Origin of the sequence: Streptomyces sp. NPDC019937 (assembly GCF_040631655.1) — a bacterium.
In the GTDB taxonomy this organism is placed as follows: Bacteria; Actinomycetota; Actinomycetes; order Streptomycetales; family Streptomycetaceae; genus Streptomyces.
This window is the reverse complement of the sequence record NZ_JBEYAL010000014.1, coordinates 19,908-34,300: the sequence shown is the minus strand read 5'-3', so window position 1 is coordinate 34,300 and position 14,393 is coordinate 19,908. Positions and strand designations below refer to the sequence as shown.

At 76.5% G+C, this 14,393-nt stretch carries 11 protein-coding genes; 3 read left to right on the top strand and 8 right to left on the bottom strand.

The genetic code is table 11. The features are described 5' to 3' along the window. Positions 1 to 93: 93 nt before the first annotated feature. Together ABZ562_RS16010 and ABZ562_RS16005 are read right to left on the bottom strand one after the other, a co-directional pair. Complete coding sequence (locus ABZ562_RS16010; protein ID WP_361478974.1) at positions 94 to 1,542, bottom strand: sialate:H+ symport family MFS transporter; 1,449 nt, start codon at positions 1,540 to 1,542, stop codon at positions 94 to 96. Further along, complete coding sequence (locus ABZ562_RS16005) at positions 1,539 to 2,477, bottom strand: dihydrodipicolinate synthase family protein (protein ID WP_361478971.1); 939 nt, start codon at positions 2,475 to 2,477, stop codon at positions 1,539 to 1,541. Before ABZ562_RS16005 ends, ABZ562_RS16010 begins: the two co-directional genes overlap by 4 nt. 158 nt (positions 2,478 to 2,635) lie before the next feature. On the opposite strand from ABZ562_RS16005, the gene ABZ562_RS16000 reads away from it, so the two are divergent. After that, on the top strand, positions 2,636 to 3,142 hold the full coding sequence (locus ABZ562_RS16000) for a DUF1203 domain-containing protein (protein ID WP_361478968.1): 507 nt from the start codon (positions 2,636 to 2,638) through the stop codon (positions 3,140 to 3,142). Here the strand turns inward: ABZ562_RS16000 and ABZ562_RS15995 are convergent. From ABZ562_RS15995 to ABZ562_RS15985, 3 genes are all read right to left on the bottom strand, one after another. After that, entirely contained in the window at positions 3,139 to 3,858 is a 720-nt protein-coding gene (locus tag ABZ562_RS15995) for an endonuclease V (RefSeq protein ID WP_361478965.1), read from the bottom strand. The two genes, ABZ562_RS16000 and ABZ562_RS15995, sit on opposite strands and share 4 nt — an antisense overlap. 228 nt (positions 3,859 to 4,086) lie before the next feature. Further along, positions 4,087 to 5,166 carry an oxidoreductase gene (locus ABZ562_RS15990; protein ID WP_361479340.1) on the bottom strand — a complete coding sequence of 360 codons (1,080 nt, stop codon included), beginning with the start codon at positions 5,164 to 5,166 and terminating at the stop codon, positions 4,087 to 4,089. Positions 5,167 to 5,336: 170 nt separating this feature from the next. After that, on the bottom strand, positions 5,337 to 6,833 hold the full coding sequence (locus ABZ562_RS15985; protein ID WP_361478962.1) for a sigma factor: 1,497 nt from the start codon (positions 6,831 to 6,833) through the stop codon (positions 5,337 to 5,339). A 247-nt stretch (positions 6,834 to 7,080) separates the two neighbouring features. Between ABZ562_RS15985 and ABZ562_RS15980 the strand changes: the two genes are divergently transcribed. After that, positions 7,081 to 7,497: an SsgA family sporulation/cell division regulator gene (locus ABZ562_RS15980; RefSeq protein ID WP_361478959.1), complete on the top strand. Its 417-nt coding sequence runs from the start codon at positions 7,081 to 7,083 to the stop codon at positions 7,495 to 7,497. Between the two features lie 54 nt (positions 7,498 to 7,551). On the opposite strand, the gene ABZ562_RS15975 is transcribed toward ABZ562_RS15980, so the two are convergent. Both ABZ562_RS15975 and ABZ562_RS15970 read right to left on the bottom strand, forming a co-directional pair. After that, the gene (locus ABZ562_RS15975) at positions 7,552 to 8,235 is read right to left on the bottom strand and encodes a GPP34 family phosphoprotein (protein WP_361478956.1); all 684 of its coding nucleotides are present in this window, start codon (positions 8,233 to 8,235) and stop codon (positions 7,552 to 7,554) included. 101 nt (positions 8,236 to 8,336) lie between these two features. Beyond that, the gene (locus ABZ562_RS15970) at positions 8,337 to 8,963 is read right to left on the bottom strand and encodes a hypothetical protein (RefSeq protein WP_361478953.1); all 627 of its coding nucleotides are present in this window, start codon (positions 8,961 to 8,963) and stop codon (positions 8,337 to 8,339) included. A gap of 102 nt (positions 8,964 to 9,065) precedes the next feature. Between ABZ562_RS15970 and ABZ562_RS15965 the strand changes: the two genes are divergently transcribed. Continuing rightward, entirely contained in the window at positions 9,066 to 10,961 is a 1,896-nt protein-coding gene (locus ABZ562_RS15965) for a helix-turn-helix domain-containing protein (protein ID WP_361478951.1), read from the top strand. Positions 10,962 to 10,964: 3 nt separating this feature from the next. On the opposite strand, the gene ABZ562_RS15960 is transcribed toward ABZ562_RS15965, so the two are convergent. Then, a complete protein-coding gene (locus ABZ562_RS15960) occupies positions 10,965 to 14,372 on the bottom strand; it encodes a hypothetical protein (RefSeq protein WP_361478948.1) in 3,408 nt (1,135 codons plus the stop codon). Positions 14,373 to 14,393 lie beyond the last annotated feature (21 nt).

The following is a 14,393-nucleotide window of genomic DNA, read 5'->3' as shown; positions in this document are numbered from 1 at the left end:
TCCGTCCTCAGCCTCTGTGACACCACTGCTGTAACACCGCCGATGCTAAGAACGCACCCCTCATTCCACAAGCCCCCACCCGGGGCGCGGGGTTCAGCCCGGCGTGTCCGCGGCAAGCGGGCGCTCCCGCAGCAGTTGGTCGCCGGTGAGCCCCGGGTCCACCAGACGGCCCAGCCGGCGCGGCACATCGGCTCCCACCAGCACGATCACCACCAGCGTCAGACCGGACGTCAGCACCGCCAGGGCCTGCCCGAGCGGCATGCCCTCCGCCAGGCGCGCGCCCAGCACCGGGGCCACCGCGCCGCCGAGCGCGCCGGTGTTGTAGACGAAGCCGAGCGACGCGGCGCGGTTCTCCGTGGGGAAGTGGCCCGCGATGTACTTCGGCAGGATGCCGGAGATCCCCTGGCTCAGGGCGAGCAGACAGAACAGCAGCACCCCCAGACCCACCAGGGTGTCCCGCACGGCGAACACCGGGAAGACGAAGCACAGCGAGGCGAGCAGGGTGTACGCGTACGCCCGCCGGGTGCCGATCCGGTCACCGGCGAACCCGGCCAGCCAGCATCCGGCCATCGTGCCGAAGCCCGCGTAGAACATCGCGTCGGTGACCTCGGAGGGCGCGTACCCCAACTCCGTCTTGAGGTACGTGGGCAGCAGCGCCTGGATGGGCCAGCTGTAGAGGAAGGCGCAGAAGACCGTGCACATCAGCGCCACGTACAGCAGCCAGCCGCGCCGTCCGCCGAGCTGGGCGGCGAAGGCGAGCAGCGCGCCCGCCGCCGGCAGCGACAGCGGCCACCGCCAGCCCTCCCCCAGCGGGGTGAAGACGCAGAACAGCGCGGCGCTCGCGGCCACCGCCAGGGCCGCGTTGAGATATCCGCGGCGGCCGGTGAACAGGGGGCGGAAGGGGTTCGGCCGGGCGGCGCCGGACGCGGCCACCTCCGCGCGCCAGTCCCCCGCCTCCGGGAGCGCGCGCCGCACCCACAGCGCGACGAACACCGGCAGGACGCCGATGTAGAACATCCAGCGCCAGCCCCAGTGCGGTACGACCCACTTGTACAGCTCGGAGGCGATGATCGTGCCGCCGGCGTAACCGGAGATCAGGAAGCCGGAGGCGCGGTTGCGCAAGCCGGCGGGCCAGCTCTCCAGGGCGTACGTCGCGCTCGCGCTGTACTCGCCAGCCATGCCCATGCCAATCAGAAGGCGGGCGGAGAACAGGCTGAAGTAGTTCCAGGCGAAGCCGCACGCGAAGGTGCCCAGCGAGTAGAGCAGAATGCTGGCGATCATCGCGGGCTTGCGCCCGTACCGGTCCCCCATCGCCCCGAGCAGCGCCCCGCCGAGCCAGCGGGTGATGAACGCCCCCGAGACCAGGCTCGCCGCCGACGCCGTGCCCAAGTCGAACTCGTCGGCTATCTCGGTGAGTACGAGGGTGATGAGCACGAAGTCGAAACCGTCGAGCAGATAGCCGATCCAGGCGGCGAACAGCGACTTCCACTGCCGCCCGGAGACCTCGCGGTACCAGGGCGTGTGCGACGCCTCTGCCGTCACGACAACAGCCCTCCCTCTTCCAGCAGTTGGCGCACCGTCTTCACGGCATCGCCTCCGAGCGGCACCTGCGGGGCGGCCGTCGCCGGGCAGGCGATGACGCCCAGCAGATGCAGCGCCGCCTTGAACGCGCCGAGCGCCGAGGAACTGCCGCCCATCGCGGCCGGGTCACCGGCGTCGGTGAGGGCGAACAGCGCCGCCAGCCGGTCCTGTTCGGCCGCGGCCCGGTCCCAGCGGCCCGCGCGGGCGTGCCGGTAGAGCCGTACGAAACCCGCCGGGTCGACGTTGCCGAGACCGGGGACCACACCGTGGGCACCGGCCAGCAGGGCGCCGTCCACGGCGAGTTCGGAGCCGGTGAGCACGGAGAAGGTCTCCAGCAGGCCACGACGGCGGGCCTCCACCAGCAGCCGCCGCAGCGCGCCGTCGTCGCCGCTGCTGTCCTTGAGCCCGGCGAGCGTGCCCTCGGCGGCCAGCGGCAGCACGGTCCCGGGCGTCAGCTTGGAGTGGACGGAGGCCGGGATGTCGTACGCGAACACCGGCAGCCCCGCGCCCTCGCGCACCCGCCGGAAGTGGTCGGCGATCTCCACCGGATGGGTGCGGGTGAAGAAGGGCGCGGTGGCCACGATCGCGTCCGCGCCCAGCGCGGCGGCGCCACGGGCATGGTCCACGACCCGCTCGGTCGCCATGTCGATCGCTCCCGCGAGCACCGGCACCCGCCCGGCCGCCACCCCGACCACCGTCTCCAGGACGGTACGGCGCCTGCCGTCACCCAGGTACGCGGCCTCACCGCTCGACCCGAGCGCGAACAGGCCGCTCACACCCGCGTCGACCAGCCGCTCGACGAGGGCGGTGAGGGAGGCCGTGTCGACCTCGCCGGCGGGGGTGAGGGGGGTGCACAGGGGCGGGACGACGCCGGTGAGCGGAGCCGGAAGACTCATCAGGACCTGCCTTCCTTTTGGGGCAATATGGACGTCGGACGTCCTATGTTTTGGGGCGAATCTGACGGAGCACCAGCGCCCTGTCAAGTACGCCCGCGCCGAGCGCCCCGTCCGAATAGCGCCAGCCGGCGCGGGGCCCACGGGCGACGATGAGAGGCATGAGCGACAACCACGCATATGAGATCCGGGCCATCGCGCCCGAGGTGGCCAAGCACCTGCGGATCCGGGACGACGCGGGCAACCCGCCGCGCATGGTGGTGGACGACGAGGAGGGCAACAGCCCACTGCGCTGCTGCCTGGGCCGCAGCCGGCCGGGCGAGACCATCGCCCTCGTCTCCTACGCCCCGCTGCGCCGCTGGGCCGGGGAGACGGGCGCCGAGCCCGGCCCGTACGACGAGCAGGGGCCGGTCTTCCTCCACGCCGAGGAGTGCGACGGCTGGACCGGCCCCGGCTTCCCGTCCGGCATATGGGGCGACCACCGGGTGCTGCGCGCCTACTCCGCGACGGGCACCATCCTCGGCGGCCGGCTGCTGACCGGCGTCGGGCAGCGGGCGTGCGAGGAGACCCTCTCCGAGCTGTACGCGGACCCCGAGGTGGCCGTGGTGCACGTGCGCTGCGTCGAGTTCGGCTGCTTCGTGGCCGAGACGCGGCGGGTCGTCGGCTAGAGGGTGTCCGCCAGGGCGCGGCGGCACAGGGCGTCGGCGCGGCGGGTGGTCTCGGGCTGCCGGTAGTCCCGGGCCAGATGGAGGGTGTACGCGCAGGCGTCCTCGATGGTCACCCGGTGGCCGACGGACACGAACACCGGCTTCACCCCGTCCCGGGTGCGCAGCGCCCGGCCGACCTCCTCATCCCCGTCGAGCAGCGGCGTCCAGTCGCCACGGCGCGGGCCGGGCGGGTCGTGGCGGAAGGCGAAGGGATTCTTGGCGACGCCGATCGTCGGCAGACCGGTGAGCACCCCCAGATGGCTGGCCAGCCCGAAGCGGCGGGGGTGGGCGATGCCGTAGCCGTCGCAGACCACGACATCGGGGCGGTGGCCGAGCCGGTCGAGGGCGCCGAGCGCGTCCAGCACGGCCGGGATCTCGCGGAACGCCAGCAGCCCCGGCACATACGGGAAGGTGACCCGGCCGACCGCCGTCGTCTCCCCGAGGACGGCGAGGGTACGGGCGTCCAGCGCGACGGCCGCCGCCGCGACCACGCCCCGCTCGTCGTCGTACGCCACGTCCACCCCGACGACCGCCCCGGCCCCGCCGCCCGGGGCGGGCACGGCCCCGCCCTCCGCGCGGACGGACCCCCGCAGCCGCTCCTGCACGGCGGTCGCCTCGGCCTCGGTCGTGGGCCAGTCGCGCGGGAGTTCATAGCGGGGATCGATGGCGCTCGTCATGACCGGCCACGCTACCGGTGATTCCTCTCCCCGCCCCCGAGGACCACCCCGGCCCCTGTGCCGCCGGACCACCGCCCCCGGAATTCCCGGGGACGCCCCCGCAGCATCGAGCCGCACCCCGAAGCCGCTTGGGCCGGATTCACCGGCCACCGCCCGGCCGCCCGGGGCGGGGCCCGACGGCCGGAAGCCACCGGGCCCGCGCTACGGGTGTTGTGGGGCGGCATGTCGCTACCTGATCGGCTCCAGGCGGGCGATGCGGCCCTGTTCCCCCGACGCCCAGCAGCCGCCGTCCGGGGCGCAGTCCACCGTGTCGTACGAGCCGGAGTCGAGGGTGCGCCAGGTGCGGCCGCCGTCCGCCGTCACATCCGTGCCCGTCGGGCCGACCGCGAGGGCGGCGCGGTGGGCGTACGGGAGCCAGGCGGCGCCCGAACGGTAGGCGGGCGGGGGCTCGGTGGCCGGGGTCCAGGCCGCGCCGCCGTCCGCGGTGACCGCGGCCGCGCGCGGCGACGGCTGGCCGGGGCGGTAGTCGCCGCCGACGGCGAGGCCGTGGCGTACGTCGCGGAAGGCGAGGGCGAAGACGCCGCGGGCCGGGTCACCGGCGGGCAGCGGCGCGTCGGCGACCGTCCAGGTGCGGCCGCGGTCGGCGGTGTGGAAGACCCGGGCGGTGGTGGCGCCGCCGGTGGCGAACCACGCGTCCCGGCGCCCGGCGCTCACCAGGCACTGCCCGCTCGCGGCGAACGCGGCCTCGCCCGGTTGCGCGGCGGGCATCCCGCCGGAGGGCAGGACGCGCCAGGTGCGGCCGCCGTCACCGGTGGCGAGGACGCGGTACTTGCCGTCGACCGGGTCGCTCAGCGCGAGGCCGTGGCGGGCGTCGAAGAAGGTCAGGCAGTCGTAGAAGGCGCGCGGATCGGGGTTACGGAAGGTCTCGCTCCAGGTGGCGCCGCCGTCGTCCGTACGGAAGACCCGCGACGCCTCGCCCTCGCCGATGGCCAGCACCACCGCGCGCCGCGCCCCGAACGCCTCGATGTCGCGGAACTCCAGCCCCTGCGCGCCGGGCGGGGACACGTTCCGCCAGGTGCGCCCGCCGTCGCGGGTCCGCAGCACCGTGCCCTTCGTGCCCGCGGCCCAGGCGGTCCGGCGGCTCACGGCGACGAGTCCCCGGAAGCGGGCGTCGGTGCCGCTGTCCTTCAGGCGCCATCCGGCGCGTACCTCGGCACCCGCCGGCCGGCCCTGCGCGGGCGCGGCGAGGGCGGCGGCGAGCGCCGCCCCGCAGAGCCCGGCGGCGGCCACGCGTCTCATCATGCCCATGATCCCCCTGTGCGTCATGGGGGTGGAAGCTAGCCCATGGGCGGTACGCCGTCCATAACGCCCGCATATCGCCTCGCCCGCATATCGCCCGGGGCGGCAGGCGCCCGAACGCGCGGCGGCGCCCCCGGGAATTCCGGGGGCGCCGCCGACCGGCCGTCAGCCGTACCGGGTCAGTCGTTCACGCAGAGCCGGACCAGCAGCGACAAGCAGTTCTGCGAGTCGTCGGTGGCCGCCGAGGTCGGCGTGTCCGGCTGGCCCGGCGTCCCCTGCGGGTCCGCCGTGCCGCCGCCACCGTTGCCTCCGCCGCCGCTCGTCGGGTCCTGCGTCGGCGACGAGGGCTTGGACGTGGGCTCGGAGGTGGGCTTGGATGTCGGAGTCGACCCGGATTCGGACGGGTTGGGCGACTTGGTCGGCTTCGACGGCGTCGTCGGCTTCCCCGAGGGCGAGGACGACGGGTCCGACGGAGCGGACGACGGCGCCGTGGACCGCGAGGGGGACACCGCGCTCGACGGCACGTCCGACGGACCCGGTGCCTTCGTGGACGGCCTGCTCCGGGACGCCTCACCCTTGCCGTTCGCGCGCGGCGCGTCCGGCGTGCGCGACGCGGCATCGGTGGCGTCGGTAGCGGACGAACCCGACGAAGGTGAGGAGTCGGCCGACTTGTGGCTCGGAGCCGACGCCGCCGCCGGCTGCCCGGCCTCGGCCGCGCCGCCGTTGGTGAGGGCCAGGCCCGTCATGACCGCCGCGCCCGCGACGAACAGCACCCCGGCCCCGGCCACCGCCACCGCGACCGGTCCCGCCTCGCGCACTCGCCCGTGCATCAGGTGGCGCATCGAGCGGCGGCCGGAGACGAGCGGGCCGTTCGCCGGAGCCGCGTGCGCACCGCCGATCGGCACGGTCGCCGGACCGCCCACCCCAGCGGTCCCGGCGCCCGCCGCGGCGGCCCCCGTCGCGGCCCAGCCGCCCGCGGCGGCCAGCGGCCGCAGGTACGGCGCGGTGCCCCGGTCGTACAGCGCCAGCAGCGCCGGGCCGGTCAGCGCGGCCAGCCGGCCGTCGGCCGCCACCAGCCGCTCCATCCGGGACCGGCAGTCCGGGCAGCCGTCGATGTGCACCGCGATCCGCTCGGCCTGGTGCGGGTCGTCCGTGCCCAGCACATGGCCGGGCATACCGTCCCAGTGACCACCGCAGGCCGCACTCGCCGGGGTACCGGGCTGCGCGCGCAGGAACTCGTGGCGCAGGCTTCCCCGGGCCCGCTCCACCAGCGTGGCCGCGGCCTCGGCGGTGCTGCGCGTACGACGGGCCGCCTCCTCCGGCGGCAGGTCCTCCGCCTCGGCGAGCCAGAGCGCCGTGACCCAGCGCTGCGGCAGCTCGCCGAGGACACGTATCAGCGGTTCGAGGAGCGAGGCCTGCTGCGGCGGGCCCCAGTTCACCGACGCCACGGCGAGCCCGCGGACGGCGCTCGTCAGTTCGCCCGGTGCGGCGTCGGCGTCGATGGACTCCCCGGTGCGCAGCCGCCGCCAGACGCGGAAGTGCGCCTCGGCGACGAGGTCTCCCGCCGTCCAGGGGTTGCCGGTGAGGGTGCGGGCGTACCCGACAAGTCGTGGATATTCGGATTCGTACAGCCGGGTATACGCGGCCGCATCCAGCGCCGCGGGACGCATCGTCATGGTGGAACAACCCCTGGGGTGGGTGCCTCGGGCGAGCGGAGTGCGGCGGAAGTTTTGTAACAGCTCCGCACGGCACCCGAGACCGTGCATGGATTTGGCAAGCCTAAATGCCGTATGTCCCCCCGAAAAACCAGTCGTGACGCACGTCACGCCGCACGCGGGTGCACTGCCCCGTCGGCCCGTACGTCTTATGGACGTAGAGACGGCGAGGACCCGCACCGATCGCAATCGCAAGGGAGCAGGCGTTGTGACCACTGTCATCGACCAAGCAGTCCAGGCTCACCTCATCGCGTCGACCCCGGAAGCACGCGCCATCCCGGCATGCCTGCGCTACGAACGCGACGACCCGTTCGCCGTCCGCGTCTCCTTCCCGCCCACCGCGTCCCTCGACGGCTCCGCCGTGGAGTGGACCTTCGGGCGCGAACTGCTCGCGGCCGGACTGCGCGGACCCGCGGGCAGCGGGGACGTGCAGATGTGGCCGTGCGGGACGCAGCGCACCGTGCTGGAGTTCCACGCGCCCGAGGGCATGGCCATGGTGCAGTTCGACACCGGCGACCTGCGGCGGTTCCTGGGCCGCTCGTACGCGGTGGTGCCCGAGGGCGCCGAGGGCGGTGGGCTGGACCTGGACGACGGGCTGGCATCGCTGCTCAGAGACGCCGCCTGAGAGAGAGCCCGAGAGAAAGCCTGAGAGAAAACTCCCTTTCGCCGGATAACCGGGTCAGTCGGTGGTCGTGGTCGTGGCGGTGGCCGCCGCGGACAGCGCCGTGGCGACCGCGGCGGCGAGCCCCGCCCGCACACGGTCGACCACGCCCTCCAGCGCGGCCCCCGGCGCGCCGCCGCGCGCCTCCAGCTCCGCGATCCGCTGCCGGTGCGCGTCGAGGTCCTCATGCGTGACGACGGTCGTCACCCCGCCCGCGGCGGCGAGCGCGATCAGTGCCGCGTCCCGCTCGGACACCTCGGCCGCGGGCCGTCCCCCGTGCAGGACGCGCACCGCCTCGTCCCGCATCCCCGCGACCAGCTCCGGCCGTTCCAGCCCGTACTCCCTGACCGGGAACAGGCCGAGCACCCGCCGCGTGGTCGTGCGCAGATACCCGGCCGCCCGCAGCTGGTCCCGTACGGCCCGCTCGGTCAGCTGCGGCTGATGCCCCACCCAGCTCCCCCAGGTGCGCGGCCGTGACTCCTCGATCAGCTCCAGCAGCCCGTCCAGCGCCGGGTCCCCGGTCCGCGCGTCCGGCAGCGGCTTGGGCCGCCCCTTCGCGTCGACGAGCAGTTGGCGCTGGGCGAGTTCGGTGAGCGCCCCGGCCTGGACGAGACAGCCCACGTGCGTGACGGGCTTGCCGGTGCCCGGGTCGAAGGCGAGCAGGTAGAGCGTGGCGGCGAGAGAGAGCGAACCGTTCGGCACGGGATCCTCCGGGCGTGATCCGGTCGGGCGGGTGCACCGACCCTAGGGCGTGTGCCCTCCCCCGGCGGCGGCGACGCGCACCCCTCCGGCCCTCCGGGTCATTACGGGTGGTACAGCTTCACCACCGCCGTGGTGGTCGTCCGCCGGAACGCGTCGACCGGTGCCTGCGCGTAGCCCCCCATCTCGCCCCACGCGGCGACGGTGACGGTCCGCCCGTCGCGCCCGATCCCGTACAGGTGGATCCCCGGCTCCGAGTCCGGGTACGAGGTGTGGACGCCGTACACGTGGGCCCCGTCCTCGGCGGGGAGCGTGCCGTAGTCCCGCCAGGACGCCGAGCCCTCGGGGTGGTCGCGCCGCCAGTCGGCGGCGCAGTTCCGTACCTTCTTCCCGGCCGCCGCGGCGAGCTTGCGCGCGGCGTCCACGGTGGCGGCCTCGACCACGATCTGGGTCGCGGTCGTGTCGTACTCGGTCCAGAAGGTCCGATGGGTGGCCCCGGCCGAGGGGAGCGTGTTCTCGACGCAGAACGGGGCGTCCTCCGGCAGCCCCGGGGTGACGTCGCTCGCGTACCAGTCGGACGACGGGTGCGGGGGCAGCTCCTTCGGTACGAGGTGGCCGGGCGCGCCGGGGGCCGCCGGGGCCGCTGTCGCGGCCGTGGACCCGGCCATGAGGGCGGCGGCGGTGAGCGCGCCGAGGGCGGCGGTGCGGAGGGTGTGCGGAGACATGGGCATGGAAGGGTTCCTCGCTTCGCCGAGGGGTGTGCGTCGGTGTGACGAGCGTGCGCCGCGCCGCGCCGCGACCGCTACGGCAGGCGTGGCATCCGGGACGCCGGAATGCCTGCACGTACGCTGACTTGGGGATACGACGGCATCCTGGGACGCGCCCGCGGAATGGCGCGGCGGGCCGAGGCGGCCGAGGAGGGGGATGGGCCGGTGGGCGGAGCCGATGCGGTCGAGGAGTTCGCGGAGAGCCTGCGCGCGCTGAAGGAGCGCTCGGGCCGCAGCTATGCGGCCTTGGCCACGCACCTGCACGTGAGCACGTCCACGCTGCACCGCTACTGCAAGGGCGACGCGGTCCCCGCGGACTACGCCCCGGTGGAGCGCCTCGCCCGCCTCTGCGGTGCGACCCCGGACGAACAGATGGCCCTCCACCGGCGCTGGCTCCTCGCCGACGCGAGCCGCGCGACGACGCGGGCGCCCGCCGCCGGCCCCCGCGGCCGCGGCCCCGCGCCGGGCACCCCGGCCGCGGCGGACGAGCCCGGCCCGTCGGGCGCGGCGCTGGGTACGCCCAACGGCCCGGCCGAGGCCGTGCCCGCCTCCGGTGGGGAGGGGGCAGAGGGGCCGGGGGCCGGCCGGTTCGGCGGCGACAGCGCCGGGCGGGCCCACCCCCACCCCGGCGGCGCGGCACGCCGTAGCCCCGGGGGACGGCCGACCGAACGCAGGGCGCCAGACGCCGAGCGAGGCGACGATGCCGGGGCGGCAGCGCCGAGCCCGGCCCGCCCTCGCCCCGGCGACGTGACGCGCCGTACGGCCGGGCGCCGGGCGCCGGGCGCCAAGCCGGCCGCCGATGCCGGGCAGTTCGGCGCGGCGCCGGACGCCGACGGAGGCAGCCGCCCCGGGCCGACCGGAGCCAGGCACACCACGGCCGGGCGGGCCAGGGCGGCGGCTCGGGCACGGCGGGCGGCCGGGGCTGCGCGGGCAGGCGGGCGGGCCGAGGCGAGGGGCGGCTCGGCGCGGGGGCGGTTACGGGCCGTCCCGGGCGACACCGCGGCGGTCCGCGCGCCCTGGCGGGCCCGGCCGTGGGCGCTGGTGGCGGGCGCGGCCGCCGTCGTCGTGCTCGCCGTCACGGCGGTCGAGGTGCGGTCGTCGCCCGGCACCACCCAACCGCGGCGCCACACCGCCGCCTCGCCCCCGGCGGCGAGCGCGACGCCGAAGGCGCCCGCGACGCGCCCGCCCACCGCCGGGCCCACCGCCCGCGGCCATCTGGACCGCGAGGTGTCCGGCGACGGGCCGAAGCCGGGCGCGCCGCACGGCGAAGAGCCGGGGCGGCGCGAGGGCGGAACGGCGGCCGCGCCCGGCGCGTCCCGTCCGCCCGGGAGCGGCAGCGCGCGCCTGCCCCTCACCCTCAGCACCCGCTCCCACGTCTGGGAGAACGGCTGCGACCACCGGTACCTCATCGACCGGCCGCCCGCCGACGTCGCCCCGCCGCCCACCGAGCAGGACGCCCCGGCCTGGGCCGCAGCCCATGACGCGGTGCACGGCGGGACGACCAACGTCGAGGTGACGGTCCAGGGGCGGGCGGCGGAGTCCGCGGTCGTGCTGCGGGCCCTGCACGTACGGGTCGTGGGGCGCCGTACGCCGCTCGCCTGGTCGTCGTTCGCCATGGAGAACGGCTGCGGCGGCTCCCTCACCCCGCGCGCCTTCTCCGTCGACCTGGACGCCGCGCGCCCGCAGGCGCGCCCCACCGACGGCAATGACGCGGGCAAGCCGATCCCCGCCGTCCGCTTCCCGTACCGCGTCTCGGCCTCGGACCCGGAGGTGCTGCTCGTCAACGCCCGTACGGCGGGCTGTGACTGCAGCTGGTACCTGGAGCTGGAGTGGACGAGCGGGGACCGCTCCGGGACGGCGCGGATCGACGACGACGGCGCGCCGTTCCGCACGAGCGGTGCCAAGGGCCGCCCCGCGTACATCTACGACTACGCCGAAGGGGCTTGGCGCCGGGACGCCTAGGCCCTACTCCCCCGCCGTCGTCAGCCGCAGCGCCGCGTCCCGCACGTCCGGGTGCGGATGCCGCCGCAGCTCGCGCACCCGTTCCCGCCAGGGCTCCGCCCATTCCGTACGGGGGCCGCCGACGCCCGTGAGGACCGCGGCGAAGAGCCCGGCGGCGTGGCCGCCGTCCTCCTCCAGCTGCCACGCGGCGCGCAGCAGCGCTTCGCCGCCGCCCGGCCGCGAGGCGGCGCCGAGCCGGTCCCGCAGGGTGTCGGCGGTGCGGGCGGCGAGCGCGGGGCGGGAGGCGTGCAGCCGGGCGAGGCGGGCGAGCGCGGCGGTCAGCGCCGAGGGGCGGGCGTCCAGGTCGAGGGCCTGGACGAGCACCTGGGCGGCCTCGGGGACGAACGTCTCGTACCCGGCGAGGAGTTCGGCGGCGCCGAGCGCGTGGCGCCGCGTCTCCCGCGGCCGCATCCGCCCGTGCTGGGCGAGTCGGGTGGCCAGATGGCGTACGCGCTGGCGGGCGGGCCGGTCGCGGTCCGGTTCGGCGTCGGGCATGCCGGTGCGGGCGTCGGCGGTGACGAGGGCGGCCAGCGCCCAGGCGAGGGGGTTGTCCTCGTGAGCGCCGTCGGGCGCGGCGGCCATGAGGGCGAGCAGGGCGTCGGCGGCGGACCGCCAGCTCGTCCGGTTGCCGAGGTCGGTGACGGCCGCGACCAGCAGCGCGGCCGCGTCCGGTGCCCAGGGCGACCAGCGGGCGAGCGCCGCGTGGCCGGAGGCGGCCACCTCGGGGTCCTCGGTGTCGCAGACGACGCGGACGAGCTGGGCGTAGCGCTCGCGGTGGAGTTCGGGCAGGTCGAGCGGCCGGGTGCGCAGGACGGCGTGGCGCAGTTCGCGGCGCCCGCCGGCGGCTGCGGTCAGCAGTTCCCAGGCGCGTTTGGTGCCGAGCAGCCGGGCGGCGAAGCGGACGCAGACGGCCTGGACGTCGGGGTGCTGGCCGGGGAGCCCCTGGGCGTCGGCGAGGAGGGTGGCCGCGTCGGAGGCCGGGAGGTGGGTGGCGGCCAGCCGGGCGGCCTGCTTGCGGCTGGTGACCTTGGCCGGGACGGTCGGTACGGCCGTGGCGACGCCGTCGGGTGCGAGGACGCCGCGGATGAGCGCGTCCAGCCGGGACGGCGCGACGTACCGGGCGGCCCGGGCCGCCGCGTACACCGCCACCCGCGCGCGGTCGCCGCCCGCGTGGGCGAGCAGCAGGGGCAGGGCGTCGCCGGGGAGGCGGGTCCACGGCAGGGCGGCGAGGGCGGCCTCGGCGAGCACCACGTCCTCGGCGGTGGCCCACGTCCTGACCAGCGGCGTGCCCTCGTCGAGCGGCGCGGCGCGGGCGATCGCGGTGGCGCGCTCGGCCGCCGGGAGGGTGGTGTCCGCAGCGGCCTGGGCCAACAGGCGGGCGGCGGCGGCCTGTTGACGGGGCAGCCAGCGGGCGGTGTCGCGGCCGGTGGGTGGCGTCCAGTGGGTGCCGTGGGTGAGGAAGCGGCCGTAGGGCGGGGTGTCGCCGAGGGCGAGGTCGAGCAGATCGGTGCGGCGCCGGGTCAGTACGGCCAGGACCGGCGGCAGGACGGCGGCCGAGGGTTCCTGGGCGAGGAGTTCGGCCACCCGGGTGTCCCGTTCGCGGGGCGGCTCCAGCCACAGGGCGATCGCGGTGCGGGCGGTGGCGCCACGGCCGAACGCGATGGCCTGCCACAGCAGTTCCTGCAGCTCGGGCAGGGTGTGGGCGCGCCGCCCGAGGGAGCGGGCGAGGGCGAAGGTCAGCTCGTGGTCGACGCGTTCGGCGCCCGCCTCCAGCCAGGGGCGCAACGCCTCGAAGACGGTGTGTTCCTGGCCGCGCCGCAGTCGGCGGTCGAGGCGGCCGAGGTCGGCGGCGCCGACGCTGCCCGCGAGCCGGGTGATGGTGCGCAAGCCCCAGCCGAGCAGTTCGCGCCGCCCGGTGACGGCGTGTTCGCGCAGCAGGGCGACGGCGAGGCGGCGCAGCGCCCGGCGGGTGCCGGTGGAGGAGTCGCGGGCCTGGATGGCGTCGGTGGCGACCCGGTCCAGGGGTTCGGCGGCGTCGTCGGTGAAAAGGGCGGGCGGGGTCGCGGCGAGCGCGTCGAGGGCGGCGTGGCGCACCGGGTCCTGCTCGTTGCGCAGCTGTTCCAGCTGCCGCAGCAGCGCGGTGACGGCGTCCGGGTCGCCGGAGCGGGCGGCGTTGCGGATCAGCAGCGGGTAGGCGGTGGCGCGGTCGTCCGCGTCGGCGCGGCGGGTGGCCGCCAGCAGCTCGTCGTGCGCCTCCTCGACCGGCAGATACGCGACCGCTTCGAGGACCGTGGTCCAGTGTGCGCCGCGCTCGCGCGCCTGCCCGGCCATCCGGCGCGCCTCCGCCTGGCGGCGCGGGCGCGGCAGCGCGTCGAGGACGGCGGGCGCCAGGACGGCGTGGGCGGGGTCGCGTTCGGCGGTGGCGGCGTCGAAGAAGGCGGCGCGGCGGGCGGGCGGCAGCGCGGCCAGCAGCCGCGCCAGCGCCTCGGCGTCGTGCGCCAGGGCCCGGCCCAGCGCGTCGAGTTCGGGCGGGTCGGCCGTCACGAGGCGGCGCAGCACGGACCGGTCCAGCCCCCGGCCGCGCAGCAGGTGGGCGTGCTCGGGCGTGAGCAGCAGGTCGAGCGTACGGCCGGGGTCGGCGGCCACCAGTGTGCCCAGCCGGTGCCGTAGCGGTGGCGGCAGCGGGCTGTGGCACCGCCGCTCCAGCAGGTCCAGCACGCGGTGCGGTTCGGCGCGGGCGGCGAGCGCCACGCCGGGCGCGTACCGCAGCCACCAGTCGGCGCGCAGCGCCGCGGGCAGCGCGGTCAGCTGCCGCTCGGCCTCGTCGAGGACGGCGGCGGGGTGCCGGGCGGTGAGGGGCCGCCAGCTGCCGACGGCGTGGAACAGCGCGGGCAGCAGCGTTGCGACGGTGTCCGCCCCGCACGCCGGCAGCAGCCGTGCCGCCTCGGCGTCGCCCCAGCGCTCCCGCAGCGGCTCGACGAGCCGGTCGGCGAGCGCGGTGCGGTGCTGGGCGACGACGGCCCGGATCAGCTGGCGCCGTACGGCGGCGGGCGCGTCCTCGAACGCCGCCTCCAGCGCCTCGTCCCCGACCCGGGCCCGCAGCGCGTGGCACCGCACCAGGGGGTCGGGGTCGGTGAGCAGCGTCTCCAGATGGCCGGTGCGTCCGCCGATCGCGGCCGCCGCGGCGGCGAGCCGCCGCTCGTACGTCCCCCGCCCGGCCAGCTCCCCGACGAGCCCGGCCAGTTGCCCCCGCGCGCCGGCCGCCCGCACCCGCACGGCCAGTTCCCGCATGCGCCGCGGAAAGGGCAACGGGTCGAGGGCGGCGATCAGTTCGTCGGCGAGGGCGCGGGGCGCGTCGGGGTCGTACACCATGCCGAGGATTCTCCCCGCCTC